Consider the following 17,627-nt stretch of genomic DNA (forward strand, 5'->3'; position numbering starts at 1 on the left):
ATGTACCATTTCCATTCCCTTGACTATTACTTATGATAACGACCTGCAGCACGTCGAAGACGTCACCCTCGGCGTAGCCCGCCATATCCTCGACCACAGCGAGTACGGCGTCACCGGTTTCGAGCCCCTCGTACGCTATGACCAGATGGGGGAATACGGCATTTCTTTCAAAGTCGTTCTGCGTATCCGCAACATCGTCGACGAAGCCGTTCTCAAGCACCAGTTCATCAAAAGCATCTACAAGACCTACAAAAAAGAAGGCATCCATCTCCTCATCCGCCGCGACTGAACAGGGGGACTCTTGGCGGATGAGGATTATGTAGCGATGCAAAAACGCTCCTCTCATCTCCCAAAATTCCCGCAACATCTTGACACTGTCAGATGTTGATATATGCTAGTGTTGAAGCGATATTTATGATACAATGTGAGAGTATTATATTGTAATAGCGAGGAGCGACACTATATGGGTACTGAAATCACTAAGAACTTTATTGAAAATTTCATCGATGAAGATAATGCGTCGAATAAATATGGGAAGCGCGTACACACCCGTTTCCCGCCTGAACCGAATGGGTATCTGCATATCGGTCATGCCAAGTCTATCTGCCTGAATTTTGGCATTGCCCAAAAATACGGCGGTCTGACGAATCTGCGCTTTGATGATACGAATCCGTCCAAAGAAAATACAGAATTTGTTGAATCCATCAAAAAGGATGTCAAATGGCTGGGATTTGACTGGGGAGACCGATTGTATTATACCTCAGATTATTTTGATCAAATTTATGAATATGCGGTCAAACTGATCAAACTGGGCAAGGCCTATGTCGATGATCTGACAAGCGAACAGATTAAAGCATACCGTGGTACCTTCAATACGCCGGGAAAAGAAAGTCCGTACCGCAACCGCAGTGTCGAAGAAAACCTGCGCCTGTTTGAAGAAATGAAGGCCGGGAAATATGCCGACGGCGAAAAGGTCCTGCGTGCCAAAATTGATATGGCAAGCCCTAATATCAACATGCGTGACCCTGTCATCTACCGTATTCTTCATGCTACTCATCACCGTACGGGTGACAAATGGTGCATTTATCCTATGTATGATTTTGCTCATCCTGTTTCTGACGCTATTGAACGGATCACCCATTCTATCTGCACTCTCGAATTTGAAGACCATCGTCCTCTCTATGAATGGTGCATTCAGGACTGGGAAGATCCGGAAGGCCAGCTGCCCCGGCAGATTGAATTTGCCCGCCTCAATGTGACGAATCTGGTTATGAGTAAGCGCAAACTCCGCGTCCTCGTCGAAAAGGGCATTGTCAGCGGCTGGGACGATCCCCGTATGCCGACCATTGCTGGTATCCGCCGTCGCGGATTTACACCGGAATCCATCCGTGATTTCTGCGAACGCATCGGTGTGGCCAAAGCTGACAGCATGGTCGATATTTCCCTCCTTGAATACTGCATCCGCGAAGATCTGAAACTCAAGGCTCCGCGCATCATGACTGTCATTGACCCCATCAAAGTCGTCATTACGGATTACCCCGATGGCAAAACGGAAACCATTACGGCAGAAAATAATCAGGAAAATGAAGCCATGGGTACGCGTCAGATGACGTTCAGCAAGAATATTTATATCGACCGCAAAGATTTCATGGAAGAACCGGTAAAGAAATTCTTCCGCCTGGCTCCGGGCAAGGAAGTTCGCCTCAAATATGCATATATCATCAAATGTGAAGAAGTCATTAAAGATGAAAATGGCAATATCGTAGAAATTCACTGCAGTCATGATCCGGAAAGCATGAGCGGTACGGGCAAGAACGCCAACCGCAAAGTCAAAGGGACCCTCCACTGGGTCAATGCAGACGATGCCGTCGATGTTGAAACGAGAGTCTACGATTACCTGCTCAAGGACAGCGACAATGAAGACGAAGAAGAAACAAACAACAAGGATTTCCTCTCCCAAATCAACCCGCACAGCCTCGATGTCTATCACAGCAAAGCGGAAGCTTGCATTAAACAGTATAAAGCGGGCGACCACTTCCAGTTCCTGCGGGAAGGGTACTTTGTCATTGATCCCGATACGACAGAAGATCATATCGTCGTGAACCGTATCGTCGGCTTGCGCGATACCTGGGCTAAGATGCAGAAGAAAAATAAATAAGAAACAATAAGATTAAAATGAAATGAGAAAATAAGCCGCTTTTTTTCAGTATATTAAAATTAACTGAGAAAAGCGGCCTTTTTCTGTCTTATCGTTGCGCTGTACCGGTAATAACGGTATAATGAAGTTCGTAGTTATTGCAGAGGAGATGTGCGTATGAAAGTATTAGGTACACATAGTGTCCTGCTTTTTATTTTATTTATTGTCGTAGGCGGTATTCTGGGAGGAATCCTGGGAGAACTTCTGTCTCATGTCAGCTTTGGCAGTCTCATGCCGCTCTTGTCCCAGCATTATGAAATATTTGATATTCAGAACGTCCATCTGAATCTGTATGTCATGCAGATCCAGTTCGGCATTCATTTTGCCCCTAATCTGCTGAGTATTCTTGGCATTATACTGGCATTTCTTATTTTCCGCCGGTTATAATAGTATATAAGGATAAGGAGGTTTTTTTATTATGCTTATTCTGGCTTCCGCTTCACCGAGGCGCCGGGAATTGCTGTCTCAGATTGGGGTAGCCTATATGGTCAATCCCAGCACCTATGAAGAAGGTGCACCTAAAAAGAAAGATCCTGCTAAATTTGTCCTGGCCCAGGCACTGGGTAAAGCCAATGATGTAGCGGCCAAATATCCGGGTCAGTGGGTACTGGGTGCCGATACGGTCGTGGCACTCGACGGGGAAATCCTGGGTAAGCCGAAGCATGAAAAAGATGCCATGCGCATGCTTCAGGAATTATCGGGCCGTAAACATTCCGTGTTCACGGGCGTAGCACTGGTGCGCGGTAAAAAGACTTATACCAAAGTCGTGGAAACCAAAGTCTGGTTCCGGAAGTTGAAAGACAGTGAAATCAAGGACTATGTCCATTCTGGTGAACCCATGGATAAAGCCGGGGCTTATGGTATCCAGGGAAAGGCCGCTGTCTTCGTTGAAAAAGTCAACGGTTCCTATACGAACGTAGTCGGCCTGCCGTTATCCCAGGTCTATACGCTGCTCCAGAAGGCAAAAATTATCGGATGACTTGTCTGAAAGAATTGTCATCGCGGGAAAAACCACGGGAAAAACTGATCCAGCATGGCGCCCGCCTGCTGACGGATCCAGAGCTTCTGGCCATTCTCCTGCGGACCGGTACCCGGGGCTGTTCAGTACTGGATATGGCCCGGAATTTGCTGGCGTCCCTGCCGGGAGGTAATCTGGGCTGTCTTGGCGAAATCACGCTGAGTGAATTATGCCGGATCCGCGGCATCGGCCCGGACAAGGCTGTCACTCTTTGTGCAGCCGTGGAACTCGGCCGGCGCATCGTCCGCTGCCGGGTACGCCGGGATAATCCCGATTTCAGTTCACCTCAGGTCATTGCCGAATACGTCATGGAAGACATGCGCTTCCTACCGCAGGAACGGTTTGCCGCCGTGTACCTTTCGACGAAGAATCAGCTCCTGCGCATCCAGACTCTGACCGTAGGGACTATTAATGCCAGCCTGGCCAAGGCAAGAGACGTGTTCCGCTACGCGCTGCAGTGTAATGCGGCCGCTGTCGTCCTGCTGCATAATCATCCCAGTGGCAATCCTGAGCCGAGTCAGGAAGATATCGATGTCACGCGCCGCCTCGTACAAGCCGGTGATGTCATGGAGATCCCAATCCTGGACCACATCATCATCGGTGACGGTGTGTTTGTCAGCCTGTGTGAGCGGGGCTACCTGTAAGATGACCAGACAATGTGTGCATATATAATATGAACCAGCATCCGTTTCCGGATGCTTTTCTTTTTACAAACTTTTTTATAAAATAATAAACATTATTTCTTGATAAATTTATGTGACCGTGAGATAATATATATAATATTAATACATAAATAATTCGGCTAGACTAAAGGAGGAGTGTTGTATGAATATCGTAGTACTGATTAAACAAGTACCAGCCGTTTCGGATATCCAGATTGACAGTCAGAATCATAATCTGGTCCGTGTCGGGGCGCCGACGATGCTGAATCCCGTAGACAAGAATGCCATTGAGGCAGCCATTGCCATTAAAGAAGCACAGGGAGGTACAGTGACTCTGATTTCTATGGGGACGGCTATGGCCAGTGAAGCTCTGCGGGAAGGCGTGTCCATGGGGGCCGATGGCGGCGTCCTTCTGTCCGATGAACGCATGGCCGGGTCCGATACGCTGGCGACGGGGAAAATCCTTGCCCTGGCCATTAAAAAACTGGCGCCTGTCGATCTGGTCCTTACAGGAAAACAATCGGCTGACGGTGATACGGGACAGATTCCGCCAGCTATTGCCGAACACCTGGGATTCAGTCTCATAACGTATGCAGAAAGCCTCACGGCAGAAGATGGGGTGATCCGGGCATCGCGGAAGAATCACGGTGGAATGGAAACAGTAGAAACGAAGCTTCCGGCAGTCTGCTCAGTCATGGAAACGATGAACGTGCCCCGTTCACCCAGTATCCGTAACAAGATGAAAGCAAAAAAAGCCGTCTTTGATGTCTGGCGGCTGGAAGATATCGGACTCGATCCGTCTGAATCGGGCAGTGCCGGTTCGGCAACGGATGTTACCGAATTGTTTGCGCCGGAAAAACATGCTGTCGGCATCATGATTGACGGCAATACGACAGAAGAAGCTGTCCAGAAACTGATGGCAGATATGGCAGCGAAAAAACTGATATAAGGAGGCGCATGGTTATGGAAAAGAAACACAATATCTGGGTGTACATAGAATTAGTGGATGGGAAACCGTCACAGCTGAGCCTTGAACTGCTGGGAAAAGGCCGGGAACTGGCCGATAGCAGAAATAAAGCCCTGATGGCTCTTCTCGCGGGTAAGGGAGCAGAAGAAGCGGCTTCTGATATTATAGGCTATGGCGCCGATGTGGCGGTCGTCGTTAACCGCGATGGGCTGGATACGTTTGATGCCTCGCAGTACACGGAAATCGTACAGCAGATCCTGACAAAATATGAAGCCAGTGCTATGCTGATTGGCGCATCTCCTGACGGCCGTGACCTGGGTGGACGGCTCTCTGCCGCTATGAATCTGGGACTCGTTGCCGACTGCATCGATTGCCGGTACGAAGGAGACGATGACAGTCTTACCTGGATACGGCCGGCTTACACGGGAAAATTGTTCGTTAAGATTCTGACGACGACGCGGCCCCAGCTGGCTACGATTGGCGAACGGATTTTCCGGGGCAATACGTTTGACAGCAGCCGCAGTGGAGAAGTCATCAAAGAGGACGGTCTTTCCTGTACGCGTACCGTATCCCAGAAGGTGATCGGCTTTGAAAGCCTGCCGCCGCTCGATGAAACGCTGACTATCGAAACGGCTGATTTGGTTGTCGGAGCCGGCCGGGGGGTAGGAGACGAAGACGGCCTTAAAAAGGTAGCTGCCTTTGCCGAATCCATTGGCGCGCCGCTGGGCGTTTCCAAACCGCTGGTCGATAACGGCTGGATGCCCCATGATGCACAGGTTGGCGTGACAGGCAAAAAAATAGCTCCGAAGATTTACATCGCTCTGGGAATTTCCGGTGCCATCCAGCATCAACTGGGCCTGAAAGAGGCAGAACTGATCATTGCCGTCAATACGGATCCGGACGCACCCATTTTCAAATTTGCCAATTATGGCATTGTAGGCGATTTGTTTGAAGTTATGCCTATCCTTCAGCGGGAAATCAAAAAATTGCAGGCAAAATAACGGAAACTGGATATATCAAGGCCGGGAAACGCTGTATTGCAGTGGTCCTGGCCTTATTTTCTGGTCTGGCTATTGCACTTCTCTACAATATTTGCCATAATTAAAGATAATCTTAAATTTGATTTATCTTTTGTTTACCATTTTTGTATAATATAAAGGAGTCATATGAGACCTTACGCTAAATTGTACCTGACCCGCAAAGGAGAACGGGCTGCCCGCAGCGGTCATCCCTGGGTCTATGGAGAAGAAGTGACCCATGTTGATGGGCAGTACAAGACAGGAGACTTGGTAGATGTCCTCAGTGAAAAAGGAAAATACTTGGGAACGGGATTTGCCAATGATATTTCTAAAATCCGGGTCCGCATCATATCACGCAATGCCAATGACCGCTTTGATGAAGCCTTCTGGCAGCGCCGTGTCCAGTATGCGTTGGCATACCGCCGGACCGTCATGGGAGAGAAAGATTTTTCCTGCTGCCGCCTTATTTTTGGTGATGCTGATGAAATGCCGGGTCTGACTGTTGACCGGTACAATGACCTGCTCGTAGCCCAAACACTTTGCTATGGCATGGATGTCGTAAAACCGGTCATCTTCAAGGCATTGACAGACCAGCTGCGCCATATGGGTGTCATCATCCGGGGAATTTACGAACGTAACGATGTCCGCGTCCGCGAACTGGACGGGATGGAACAGTACAAGGGCTGGTACGAGACGCCCTATCTGCCGGAACCGGGCAGCGCCCTTACGACGATTGATGAGAACGGCATCTTGTATGACGTAGATGTTGAGAACGGCCAGAAGACGGGTTTTTTCCTCGATCAGAAATATAACCGCCTGGCCGTAGCCAAAATTGCCGCAGGCCATCATGTACTGGACTGTTTCACCCACACGGGAGCCTTTGCCCTCAATGCAGCCAGAGGAGGAGCGGCCAGTGTTACCGCCGTCGATATATCGGACGAAGCCGTTTCCATGACGAGGGAAAATATCCGCCGCAACGGACTGGAAGACAAGGTTACGGCAATGCAGGCCAATGTCTTTGACCTTCTGACGGACCTGGCAGACCATAAAAACCATGACTATGATTTCATCATCCTCGATCCGCCAGCCTTCACCAAATCGGGCCATACGGTGCGCAATGCCATCCGTGGTTATAAGGAAATCAATCTGAAAGCCATGAAACTGCTGCCCCGGGGCGGGTACCTGGCTACCTGTTCGTGTTCCCATTTCATGCGCGATGATTTGTTCCGGTCCATGCTGGCCGATGCGGCTTCCGATGCCGGTGTCCACCTGCGCCAGATTGAAGGGCGCCAGCAGTCGCCGGATCATCCTATTCTCTGGAATGTGCCGGAAACAAATTATTTGAAATTCTACTTGTTCCAGGTCGTCTGACCGGCTTCAGACAAGGCTGACGCCATGGTTTAAGTATGATATAATAAAGCAGCAGATTGATTCTACTATTACTGAATGAAATAAAGGAGAGGGTCCCATGAAGTTCAGAAGCACTCGTTCGCAAGAAACCGTTACTCCGTCTTATGCATTATTACATGGCCTGGCCCGCGATGGCGGACTATATGTCCCGGAAGAATTCCCGGAACAGGTATTATCGTATACAGATTTGAAAGAAAAGTCCTATCAGGAAATCGCTGATGCTGTTTTAGCGTACTTTTTTACGAATTTTACGCCTAAAGTGCGGCAGAAAATGATTGATGCTGCCTACAATGATCAGACGTTCCGTGATGACCGCATTGTACCGCTTCATTCAATCGATACGGATCTTTCTGTTGCCGAATTGTATCACGGCCGCACACTGGCTTTCAAAGATCTGGCCTTATCCCTCTTTCCCTATCTGTTGACAGCTGCCAAGGTACAGGAAGAAGAAAAGCGCGATATCCTCATCCTCACGGCAACCAGCGGTGATACGGGCAAAGCAGCTCTTGAAGGGTTTAAAGACGTAAATGGCACGAATATCATGGTCTTTTATCCCAGCGAAGGCGTCAGCCCCATGCAGAAGCAGCAGATGCAGAAACAGGAAGGGAAGAATGTCCGCGTCAGTGCTATACACGGAAATTTTGACGATGCCCAGAGCTTTTTGAAACGGGTCTTTACGAGTGAAGAAGTCAATACCTATGCCCATGACCATGGCGTTCTCTTTTCCAGTGCCAATTCCATTAATATCGGCCGGCTCTTTCCACAGATTGCCTACTATGTTTCGACCTGGGTACGCCTTGTAGACAACGGTGTCATCGCTCCCGATGAATCATTTGATGTCGTCGTGCCGACAGGGAATTTTGGCAATATCCTGGCAGGATGGTTTGCCAAAAAGATGGGGGCTCATATCGGCCGGCTCATCTGTGCATCGAACCGCAATAAGGTCCTCGCCGATTTCTTTGAAACCGGTGTCTATGACATGAACCGCGATTTCTATACGACGGACAGCCCGTCCATGGATATCCTTCTGTCCAGTAATTTTGAACGATTTCTGTTCTATGTTGCCAAAGGCGATTGCCAGCGCGTGGCCCAGTGGGAAAAAGACCTGCAGGAAACGGGAAAGATGGCGGTCAACGCAGACGAACTGGCCTGGCTGCAGGAGGAATTCTGTGGCGGCTGGATTGATGATGATGAAACAGAAGCTGTCATCAATCACGTCTATAACGACTTTGGCTATCTCCTGGATCCGCATACGGCTGTCGCCTATGGCGTGTACCTGAACCGTCACAAGCAGGGCATGGACCAGGGGCGTCATACGGTCATCATGTCTACGGCTCATCCATACAAATTTCCGCCAGTTATCTGCAAGGCCCTGGCATTGCCGTCCAGTGACGATCCGTTTGCCATGCTCCAGTCTATCAGCAGTCTGACCGGCATCGCCCTGCCGGAACCGCTGGCCGCGTTGCAGCAGAAGCCGGTCCGCTTTGCAGATAGTATTGAAAAAGAAGATATGAAGCAGGCTGTATTGTCCTTTATCGACGATATCAGCAAGAAGCAATAGAAAAGAGGCGCTCTGGTTTTATATGAACAAAGGCGTTGTATATGCCATTTTATCTGCTCTGGCGTTCAGTATTCAAAACGTCATTGTCAAAGAGCTGTCGTATACCATGAGCACTGGGGAAATCGCGTTTTTCCGCGGTTTCCTCAGTGCTGTTCTTATCCTGGGACTGATGCGGGCCAATCATGTCCATTTGTCTCATGAAGACAGGCCGACGTTATGGCTGCGCGGCATACTGGGTGGTACGGGTATGATATGCATTTTCTATGCCCTGCGTGGAATGCCCCTGGCAGACGTGTCCATCATTTCCCAGCTATCGGCATTTTTTGTCATGCTCTTTGCGGCAATCTTTCTCCAAGAGGTATTACCCAAAGGGGCTAAACTGCCTCTGGTTATCATTTTTGCCGGCGGTTGTCTTGTCGTCCGGCCATGGAATTTTGATTCATTCAATGTCTATTCCCTGTTTGCTCTGGCACAGGCCGTGTTTGCCGCCGGTGCTTATACGACAGTGAGTAAGCTGACTGATTCGGGAAAGCACCATCCCTATGAAATCGTTTTGTATTTCCTCGTCTGTGCGGCCCTGTCAGGAGCTGTACTCATGATATTAGGCGGCAGCTTCCTCGTCCCCAATCTGCAGGAATGGGGTTGGTATATCACACTGGGCGTGATTACGGTCATTGCCCAGATTTGGATGACCGATGCCTACGCCATGGCGAATCCGGTCGTCGTCAGTTTTGTATCCTATATCGGCGTTTTTTTCAATGCCCTCTGGGGTTTTGTCATATTCCAGGAAATGCTGACCCTGCTCACCGTAGCAGGCGGCGTTTTGATTATCGGTGGTTCTATGTACCTGACTAAGCTCAAGCACGATCGTATTGCTGAAATGGCTGAGATTAGGGAACGGAATGCAAAAGAAGAAGTATGAAGACCATGAAAGTAAACGAAACGCATATAAAAATCGCATTTTTTGGCATGCTCGTCGTGATGCTGGCCGGGATTCATCTGACTATCCCGGATTTTTACCGCACCGTCTGGGACCTTTCGACGAGTGGCAATATGCAGGGGACCATAGCGTATCTCCGGTCTTTCGGAATCTGGGCTATGGCAGTCAGCATGATTATTGATATAGTCATCAACATCGTAGGCTTTTTGCCGTCAATTTTTATTTCGACGGCGAACGGCGTCGTGTTCGGCGTATTCCAGGGAACCATCGTTTCCTGGATTGCCGAAACAATCGGTGTCATCATCAGTTTCTTTTTCATGCGGACTCTCTTCCGGGGCAAAGCCAAAAAAGTCATAGAAAAAAGTAAAATGCTCAGTAAGCTGGACCATTACAGCACGTGGCAGGCTATGACCATAGCACGGGCTGTACCGTATTCACCCAACGGACTGGTGACGGCCCTGGGCGCTCTGAGCCATATCAGCTACCGCGATTATATTCTGGGCTGTTTTATTGGCAAGCTTCCGTCGGTAGCCTGTGAAGTGTTCGTTGGACACGATGTGGTCATGTTCGAAGATCATACCCTGCGCCTTACCATACTGATTATTGCTATTACGGTGATTTATGGCGGACTCTGGTACTGGCATCGGCGCCAGCAGGCAAAGAAGGTATTGCGCAAGATTTCAGAAGATCTGGATAAGGAAAACATAGATAAAGAAAAATAACGAGGCTATCGCATTAGGTTAAAATTACATAATGCGATAGCCTCGTTTTTGAGTTTGAGATTAAAAATCTGACAGTTGACAGGGAATCTTAAACGCGGGATGCGTGCCGGAATCGTTATTCTTCGTCTGGTTCGTCAATGGCCAGTTCATCTGGTGTCGTACAGAAAGTAAAGTCCGGATTCCGTTCGACAATCCAGTTGGTCTGCCATTCGTTGGCGATGAGCAGTACGACACGCTGCTTGTGGTCTTTGACAATCATGGCACTGTCGATATTTTTCAGTTCCTTGTAGTCATGGCCATTGGTCTGAATCCAGCGGGCTACCGTGTAAGGCAGAGTGTTCATTTCCAGATCGACGCCGTATTCATGCTTCAGTCGGTATTCCAGCACTTCGAATTGCAACTGGCCGACGGCACCGACGATATAACTTTCCATGGAGCCGAGATTTTCGTAAATCTGGACGGCCCCTTCCTGGGCCAGCTGGGTCATGCCTTTCAGGAACTGCTTGCGCTTCATCGAATCTTTGGCACGGATGCGGGCGAATAATTCCGGCGGGAAAGTCGGGAAGTCTTTGAAGGTGACTTTCTTTTTGCCTGAGTACAGTGTATCGCCGACGCCCATGGTGCCATTATCAAATACGCCGATGATATCACCAGGATAGGCTTCTTCGACGATAGTCCGTTCTGTCGCCAGGAACTGCTGGGGCTGCATGAGACGCAGGGTCTTTCCCGACTGACGATGGGTAACGGTCATGCCCTTTTCAAACTGACCGGAGCAGATGCGCATGAATACGATGCGGTCGTGGTGCTGGGGATTCATGTTGGCCTGAATCTTGAATACGAACGACGTGAACTGATCAGACGTCGGTTCGACTACGCCTTCGGCACAGGGACGGGGCTGGGGCGGTGGAGCCAGGCGCAGAAATTCTTCCAGGAAGGGCTTGACACCGAAGTTGGTCATGGCTGAACCGAAGAACATCGGTGTCAGCTGGCCATTTTTTACTTTCTCCATATCGAATTCGTCACCGGCCATATCGAGGAGCTCGATGTCGTCGATGAGTCCCTGATGTACATCGTCATCGAGGAGTTCCTTGAAGACCGGGTCGTCGGCTGAACCTTTGGTCGATGCCAGCTTGCGCTGGCCGTGGGACGTGTCTTTTTCAAACAGTTCAATCGATGCTGTCGTCCGGTCATAGATACCCTGGTAATTGCCATTGAGACCGATGGGCCAGTTCATGGGATACGCGTGGATGCCCAGAATATTTTCGATTTCATCCATCAGGTCGAAAGGATTACGGCCGAAATGATCAATTTTATTGACAAAGGTAAAGATGGGGATACCCCGTTCTTTACAGACCCGGAACAGCTTCTTCGTCTGGGCTTCGACGCCTTTTGCGACGTCGATGAGCATGACGGCACTGTCTGCGGCCATGAGCGTACGGTACGTATCTTCACTGAAATCCTGATGGCCCGGCGTATCAAGGATATTGATATGATGGCCTTCATAATCGAACTGAAGGACCGAGCTGGTGACAGAAATACCACGCTGTTTTTCGATTTCCATCCAGTCAGATACGGCATGTTTGGCTGTCTTTCTCGCTTTGACAGAGCCAGCCAGATGTATGGCACCTCCGTAGAGGAGCAGTTTTTCAGTCAATGTCGTCTTGCCAGCATCCGGGTGAGAGATGATGGCAAACGTACGGCGGTTATTTACTTCATCTACTAATGACATGTTCCACCTCATGAATTCGAATAATCAAAAAATACAGTACATACTATTATACTAAGAAAAGTGATGTTCGTAAACAGGGAAAGGAGGAGAAAAGCTGGGAAAAACTCGTTTCTTCTGCGTAACACAAAGTGATTCGCGTTGTGCAGGACAGGGGCGGGCTGTTTTTGGTATAATAAAAATATAGACTTGTTACCCCTGCGATACTGCACGTTTTCCTGCCACTGCCGGAGGTGTATGGCGATGAATACGAGACCGTTGGCATTAACCCGTGAAGATTTTATGGCGATTACCGATGCGGTGTATTGTATTCTCATACTGGTTAATGAAAAGGGGATTCCTGTATATTGGAACAGTGCGGCCTGTGATCTGGAACGGAGATTGCCCGGATCGTGCCGGGAAATCATCAAAAGACTGGGAGAAACGGTTGATGCCGTCCACTGTGAAGGCCGCTATGTGGTAACGGCTGCATCGCGTGATTTCATCTGTCATATCCGTCCATGGCAGACAGGAAAGCGACGTCGGGGAAGTATCTTCATTGTCCATGAATCGTGCGTGTCTTCCTGTGCCGTTCAGGAACTGAATGTCGTGCGCGATGTCGTAGAGGAAATCGATGCCGTGCTGGAAGCCGGTTCGACGGGACTTTTAGTGCTCGATTCCAGGGGTATGATCAAACGGGTCAACCGCCGGTTTGAAGCATTATACGGCCTGAAACGGAAAGCCATATTAGGCAAGTCTATCGAAACAATCAGGGAAGAAACGCAGATACCCCGGGAACTGCTGGATAAAGCGCTGCATAAACGGCAGCACGGCGTCTCCCTTGTCGAATATAAGGGGCGCAAGCTCGTCTATACGGCTACTCCCGGACTGGACCGCAATCATCAGATGCGCTGTATCGTCGTAGATATCCAGGATGTGTCATCATGGAAGATATTGTGGGAAAAATTCAAGGAACAGCGGCAGCATATGAATGAATTTATACGCAAAGTCGCCGTTCTGAGCAGTCATTCCCATGATATGGTCATCGGCCGCAGTCAGGCGATGCAGAAGGTCATGCATCTCATCGAGGTCGTTTCGGATGTCGATTCGACGGTGCTGATTACAGGGGAATCGGGGACGGGTAAAGAAGTCGTCGTCAATGAAATTTATCATCGTAGCCGGCGCCGGGATAAACCGTTCCTGAAAATTAACTGCGGTGCCATCCCCGATGAGCTTTTTGAATCGGAATTGTTCGGTTATGAAAGCGGTGCCTTTACCGGAGCCAGGCGGCAGGGTAAGGCCGGCTTTTTTGAACTGGCCGATCAGGGCGTACTCCTGCTCGATGAAATAGGGGAACTGAGTCTGGCAGCTCAGGCCAAATTGTTGCGGGTCATACAGAATCAGGAAGTACAGCGAATTGGCGCTACCCGGTCTATCCACGTTGATGTCCGTCTTATTGCCGCTACGAACCGGAATTTGTGGGACATGGTGCAGCAGGGAAGGTTCCGGAGTGATTTGTATTACCGGCTCCACGTCATCCATATCCACATTCCGCCGCTGCGGGAACGGCGGGAGGACGTCATACCGCTGGCAGCGCAGTTTCTCCATACGTTCAATACAAAATATGAGAAGCATAAAGTACTGACACCGGCACTCTGCCGTCTTCTCATGGTCCAGGACTGGCCCGGCAATATCAGGGAACTGGAAAATGCCATGGAAACACTGGTTGTACTGACCGAAGGCGATGACCTGCGGCCGGAAGATTTTATCAGTCAGATCCAGATGGAAGAAAGCGAGGCTATCGTCACTATACGCCGTGTGGCCCCGTGGAACCAGACTATGGCCGAAGTGGAGCGGAAAGTGCTCCAGATGACGGCAGCCCAGTGCCGTTCGACACGGGCCATGGCAGATGTACTGCATATTGATCAGTCTACTATATCCCGGAAGATGCAGAAGTACGGTCTGTCCCTGGGAAAGAAAAAATAAATATATCCGGCTGTTGATGCAGGACTGCATATTTTCTGATGTAATCCTGCATCAGAAATCGGTCTTTTTATAGGGGATGATCTCACGGTTCAGCCGGCATTTCTGATATAGCGTTTTTTTGATGATGCAAAATGACATCACAAAGAAACGCTTCTTTTTTTTCGATGCCTGAATCATGGGCTCCGGCCCCATTCCGTTTGCTCACGAATAATTGGCGCGATTATTTCATATATACTTGTAGAGACGGGAGAAAAGGGGCAGGGAAAAAATATCCCATCCCAAATCATGTGAATGGAGGGAAAAGGAGGCGGACATGATGAATCAATGGCAGCGCATGTACGAAGAAAAGAAGATGACGGCTGAATCCCTGGCCAGGCAGTTCAAAAACGGGGATGTCTGTGTCAGCACAGGGCAGGTGGCGGAACCGACGGGAATTCTGCAGGTACTGGCCTCGTATGCTCCCGAGCTGGACCTGGAACATATCCGCCATTGTGTACTCCTTCCCCTCCGGCAGCAGGAGTACATGAAAGCCGGTATGGAGAAATATATTTATCACATTTCCCACTTTGTCAGTGCTTATGACAGGAACATGATATGGGAAGGCCGCGGCGATTATATGCCGGCCCATTACAGTCAGGTACCACAGGTGTGGACCAGTGTCCTGCCTGAGCCGGATGTGTTTTACGCTGCCGTATCCCCTATGGATGAGCACGGGTATTTTAGTTTCGGTACGGCGGCCGATTTGAGTGAAGTCCGTCATCATGCAGAAAAAATACTGGTAGAAGTAAATCCGACTATGCCCCGGTCGTTTGGTTCCTTTATCCATATTTCAGAAGTAGACGGTATATGGGAAAATGATGCTCCCATTACAGTAGTCGATCCGCCGCCGGTTACCAATACGGACCTTGCCATCGGGCAGATGATTGCTGACGAGATACCCAATGGAGCCACGCTGCAGCTGGGAATTGGCGGCATTCCCAATGCGGTGGCACAGAGCCTGCTCGATAAGCGGAATCTGGGCGTACATAGTGAAATGTTTTGTGACAGCATGGTTGATCTGACACTGGCCGGAGTCATTACTAACGGCTGCAAACGGATTCATCGCGGAACCTCTGTTGCGACCTTTACCTTTGCTTCCCGCAGGACCTATGATTTTATTGACAATAATCCCGGTGTCGCCTTCCTGCCCGTATCGTATGTCAATGATCCCCGCGTCATTGCTATGAATGATCAGGTCATTTCCATCAATTCGTGCATCGAAATCGACTTGTTCGGCCAGGTATGCTCGGAAACGATGGGAACAAAGAACTATAGCGGTGTAGGCGGGCAGATTGATTTCATCCGTGGGGCCGCTGCTTCCAAAGGAGGAAAATCGTTCCTCGCTTTTACGGCAACGGCAAAAAAAGGGAAAGTGTCCAAGATTAAACCGGTCCTCACAGAAGGAGCCTGTGTCAGTACGACGAGAAACGATGTCGATTATGTAGTTACTGAGTTTGGAATGGCACGGCTGAAAGGGCTGACCTGTTCCCAGCGTGCCAAAGCGCTGATTCGCATTGCAGCTCCTGCTTTCCGGGAAGAATTAACGGAGGCAGCCAGAAAGATGCATATTATTGTGTGATGCTGTGACTGTACGGGAGGAGGAATCACTATGTTGATGACAAAAGAGCAATTTCAAGCCAGTATCCGTGCCCGCAAACCGATGAATGTTTATTTTCTGGGCAAAAAAATCGAAGACTTGACGACGTTCCCGCCACTGGCGGCCAGCTTTAATGCCATTTCTACTATTTATGACCTGCAGAGCCGTCCGGAATGGAAAGACCTGATTACGGTGCCATCCCATCTCAGCGGACAGCCGGTCAGTATTTACAATGCGCCCCTGCGTTCGGCAGAAGACGCAAACCGCAAGACCCGGGCTGCCCGTGCTCTTGCGGAAGTCGTCGGCTGTTGTACTCACCGCTGTACCGGTTCAGAAGCCTTTGCCGGTCTGGGCCCGGCCTGCTATGATATGGATCAGGATCTGGGAACTCATTACTTCGACCGGTTCATGAAATTCCTCGATTATGTGCAACGCAATGACCTGACCTGTACGGTAACCGTGACGGACGTCAAAGGCCTGCGCACGCTGGCCCCTCACGAACAGCCTGATCCAGATGCATACGTACACATTAATGAAGTACGCGATGACGGTATCGTCATCAGCGGCTATAAATGCAACCAGACAGGCATCTTGTTCGCTCACGAAATCGTCATCGTCCCGACGACTAATATGCGTCCTGAAGATAAAGATTTTGCTCTGGCCTGTGCCGTTCCGGCCGATACGCCGGGCCTGACCTTTGTATTGGGCCGCACGCCCCAGGATAAGCGTTTCTTTGAAGTCGGCGGTGATATCGAAGGAATTGATCTGGGCAAAAAATATGCCGACCATCAGGCTCTGGTATACTTTGACCATGTATTCGTGCCCAATGACCGGGTCTTCATGTGCGGCGAGACGAAATATGTCGGCCGCCTGTTGAGTTATTTCACCGCTGTCCATCGCCTGACTGCCGGTGGCTGCAAGGCCGGCGGCTGTTCGGCCCTGTGTGGTGCGGCCAGCCTCATTGCCGATATGATTGGTGTCCAGAAAGCCGGGCATATCCGCACAAAGCTGACCCAGATGGCCATGACGGCCGAAACGGTGTACGGATTGTCCCTGGCATCGGGCGTCGAAGGATTCCAGCACCCCAGCGGATTCTGGATCCCCAATCCGCTTATGTCCCATACCTGTAAGTATACCTGTACCCAGATGCCTTTTGAAGCTGTGCGGCTGGCCCGGGATATTCTGGCGGGATTTGGAGAAACGGCGCCATCTGAACTGGATATGCGCAGTAAAGAAGTAGGAGAACTCTGTCAGAGAGCGTTTAATCCGGGCAATCCGGCCTATACGGCAATGGATCGTCTCCGGGCCGGCCGGTTTATTGAACATATGGCCCGCGGTTCCAACTGGACGGCCATGGCTCTCCACGGCGGAGGAAACCAGGAAGCGTCTACCGTCATGGCCCGGTCGTTTACGGATTGGGATTATCTGAAGAATCTCGTCCGGGCGGCAACGGGTATGGAAAAAGACCCGGCCAGGGTAGACGAAATTATCGCTGCTATCGGTAAAAGGCAGGGCCGCATCTGTACCAACCGCGATCTGCCACAGTCGGATAATAAGTAGTACCAGGATGACTATTCCTGACGCAGGAGGCAGCTGCTGACACCGCTCGTTGGAAAACCTGAGTAATTGATGCCAGCGGAAGCACGATCTGCAGTAAACGGGAAGAGGCTGAGCAAAATGTACGGCGTAAAAGCCCATTTTGTTGCAGCCTCTTTTTTTTGAATGGGCCAAGTGTGTCTTTAAAAAAAAATCGTTCTATGATATAATGAAACGTCACTTGAACATTGTTTACTAAAAGGGCTTT

14 protein-coding genes and 1 pseudogene are annotated in these 17,627 nt (G+C 49.8%); 14 read left to right on the plus strand and 1 reads right to left on the minus strand.

The window, feature by feature from the left end:
- The 11 genes and pseudogenes from B2U90_RS00005 to B2U90_RS00055 all read left to right on the plus strand — a co-directional run.
- Window positions 1-289, plus strand: a pseudogene (locus B2U90_RS00005) (mechanosensitive ion channel); the annotation flags it as partial.
- A gap of 174 nt (window positions 290-463) precedes the next feature.
- Window positions 464-2,158: a glutamine--tRNA ligase/YqeY domain fusion protein gene (locus B2U90_RS00010; protein WP_292016779.1), complete on the plus strand. Its 1,695-nt coding sequence runs from the start codon at window positions 464-466 to the stop codon at window positions 2,156-2,158.
- A gap of 156 nt (window positions 2,159-2,314) precedes the next feature.
- On the plus strand, window positions 2,315-2,584 hold the full coding sequence (locus tag B2U90_RS00015; RefSeq protein ID WP_059077392.1) for a DUF4321 domain-containing protein: 270 nt from the start codon (window positions 2,315-2,317) through the stop codon (window positions 2,582-2,584).
- 31 nt (window positions 2,585-2,615) lie between these two features.
- Window positions 2,616-3,176 (plus strand): Maf family protein, encoded by a 561-nt coding sequence (locus B2U90_RS00020; RefSeq protein ID WP_059077393.1) that lies wholly within the window; start codon window positions 2,616-2,618, stop codon window positions 3,174-3,176.
- Window positions 3,173-3,859: a RadC family protein gene (gene radC / locus B2U90_RS00025; RefSeq protein WP_292016780.1), complete on the plus strand. Its 687-nt coding sequence runs from the start codon at window positions 3,173-3,175 to the stop codon at window positions 3,857-3,859. The genes B2U90_RS00020 and radC overlap by 4 nt, the downstream gene beginning before the upstream one ends.
- Before the next feature lie 181 nt (window positions 3,860-4,040).
- Complete coding sequence (locus B2U90_RS00030; protein ID WP_059077395.1) at window positions 4,041-4,826, plus strand: electron transfer flavoprotein subunit beta/FixA family protein; 786 nt, start codon at window positions 4,041-4,043, stop codon at window positions 4,824-4,826.
- Between the two features lie 14 nt (window positions 4,827-4,840).
- Window positions 4,841-5,845 (plus strand): electron transfer flavoprotein subunit alpha/FixB family protein, encoded by a 1,005-nt coding sequence (locus B2U90_RS00035; RefSeq protein WP_292016781.1) that lies wholly within the window; start codon window positions 4,841-4,843, stop codon window positions 5,843-5,845.
- A gap of 165 nt (window positions 5,846-6,010) precedes the next feature.
- Window positions 6,011-7,234: a class I SAM-dependent rRNA methyltransferase gene (locus B2U90_RS00040; RefSeq protein ID WP_113856003.1), complete on the plus strand. Its 1,224-nt coding sequence runs from the start codon at window positions 6,011-6,013 to the stop codon at window positions 7,232-7,234.
- 97 nt (window positions 7,235-7,331) lie between these two features.
- Window positions 7,332-8,834: a threonine synthase gene (gene thrC / locus B2U90_RS00045; protein WP_150824886.1), complete on the plus strand. Its 1,503-nt coding sequence runs from the start codon at window positions 7,332-7,334 to the stop codon at window positions 8,832-8,834.
- A gap of 22 nt (window positions 8,835-8,856) precedes the next feature.
- A complete protein-coding gene (locus B2U90_RS00050) occupies window positions 8,857-9,756 on the plus strand; it encodes a DMT family transporter (protein ID WP_059077399.1) in 900 nt (299 codons plus the stop codon).
- Window positions 9,757-9,761: 5 nt separating this feature from the next.
- Window positions 9,762-10,496, plus strand: coding sequence for a TVP38/TMEM64 family protein (locus B2U90_RS00055; protein ID WP_349678586.1), 735 nt, complete (start codon window positions 9,762-9,764; stop codon window positions 10,494-10,496).
- A gap of 115 nt (window positions 10,497-10,611) precedes the next feature.
- Here the strand turns inward: B2U90_RS00055 and B2U90_RS00060 are convergent, their stop codons facing one another.
- Complete coding sequence (locus B2U90_RS00060; RefSeq protein ID WP_059077400.1) at window positions 10,612-12,225, minus strand: peptide chain release factor 3; 1,614 nt, start codon at window positions 12,223-12,225, stop codon at window positions 10,612-10,614.
- Window positions 12,226-12,465: 240 nt separating this feature from the next.
- On the opposite strand from B2U90_RS00060, the gene B2U90_RS00065 reads away from it, so the two are divergent.
- From B2U90_RS00065 to B2U90_RS00075, 3 genes are all read left to right on the plus strand, one after another.
- Window positions 12,466-14,187 carry a sigma-54 interaction domain-containing protein gene (locus B2U90_RS00065; protein WP_059077401.1) on the plus strand — a complete coding sequence of 574 codons (1,722 nt, stop codon included), beginning with the start codon at window positions 12,466-12,468 and terminating at the stop codon, window positions 14,185-14,187.
- 313 nt (window positions 14,188-14,500) lie between these two features.
- The gene (locus B2U90_RS00070) at window positions 14,501-15,805 is read left to right on the plus strand and encodes an acetyl-CoA hydrolase/transferase family protein (RefSeq protein ID WP_201784386.1); all 1,305 of its coding nucleotides are present in this window, start codon (window positions 14,501-14,503) and stop codon (window positions 15,803-15,805) included.
- A gap of 30 nt (window positions 15,806-15,835) precedes the next feature.
- Window positions 15,836-17,383, plus strand: a complete 1,548-nt coding sequence (locus B2U90_RS00075; RefSeq protein ID WP_059077403.1) for a 4-hydroxyphenylacetate 3-hydroxylase N-terminal domain-containing protein — start codon at window positions 15,836-15,838, stop codon at window positions 17,381-17,383.
- The last annotated feature ends 244 nt before the right edge of the window (window positions 17,384-17,627 follow it).

Source organism: Megasphaera sp. UBA4233 (assembly GCF_002395615.1).
GTDB lineage: Bacteria > Bacillota > Negativicutes > Veillonellales > Megasphaeraceae > Megasphaera > Megasphaera hexanoica.

Excerpts from the sequence above, each read along its gene's own strand:
- B2U90_RS00070 (WP_201784386.1), top strand. The coding sequence starts at position 14,501 with ATGATGAATCAATGGCAGCGCATGTACGAAGAAAAGAAGATGACGGCT.
- B2U90_RS00035 (WP_292016781.1), top strand. The coding sequence starts at position 4,841 with ATGGAAAAGAAACACAATATCTGGGTGTACATAGAATTAGTGGATGGG.
- B2U90_RS00075 (WP_059077403.1), top strand. The coding sequence starts at position 15,836 with ATGTTGATGACAAAAGAGCAATTTCAAGCCAGTATCCGTGCCCGCAAA.
- B2U90_RS00060 (WP_059077400.1), bottom strand. The coding sequence starts at position 12,225 with ATGTCATTAGTAGATGAAGTAAATAACCGCCGTACGTTTGCCATCATC.
- B2U90_RS00010 (WP_292016779.1), top strand. The coding sequence starts at position 464 with ATGGGTACTGAAATCACTAAGAACTTTATTGAAAATTTCATCGATGAA.
- thrC (WP_150824886.1), top strand. The coding sequence starts at position 7,332 with ATGAAGTTCAGAAGCACTCGTTCGCAAGAAACCGTTACTCCGTCTTAT.
- radC (WP_292016780.1), top strand. The coding sequence starts at position 3,173 with ATGACTTGTCTGAAAGAATTGTCATCGCGGGAAAAACCACGGGAAAAA.
- B2U90_RS00050 (WP_059077399.1), top strand. The coding sequence starts at position 8,857 with ATGAACAAAGGCGTTGTATATGCCATTTTATCTGCTCTGGCGTTCAGT.
- B2U90_RS00020 (WP_059077393.1), top strand. The coding sequence starts at position 2,616 with ATGCTTATTCTGGCTTCCGCTTCACCGAGGCGCCGGGAATTGCTGTCT.
- B2U90_RS00015 (WP_059077392.1), top strand. The coding sequence starts at position 2,315 with ATGAAAGTATTAGGTACACATAGTGTCCTGCTTTTTATTTTATTTATT.
- B2U90_RS00030 (WP_059077395.1), top strand. The coding sequence starts at position 4,041 with ATGAATATCGTAGTACTGATTAAACAAGTACCAGCCGTTTCGGATATC.
- B2U90_RS00055 (WP_349678586.1), top strand. The coding sequence starts at position 9,762 with ATGAAAGTAAACGAAACGCATATAAAAATCGCATTTTTTGGCATGCTC.
- B2U90_RS00040 (WP_113856003.1), top strand. The coding sequence starts at position 6,011 with ATGAGACCTTACGCTAAATTGTACCTGACCCGCAAAGGAGAACGGGCT.
- B2U90_RS00065 (WP_059077401.1), top strand. The coding sequence starts at position 12,466 with ATGAATACGAGACCGTTGGCATTAACCCGTGAAGATTTTATGGCGATT.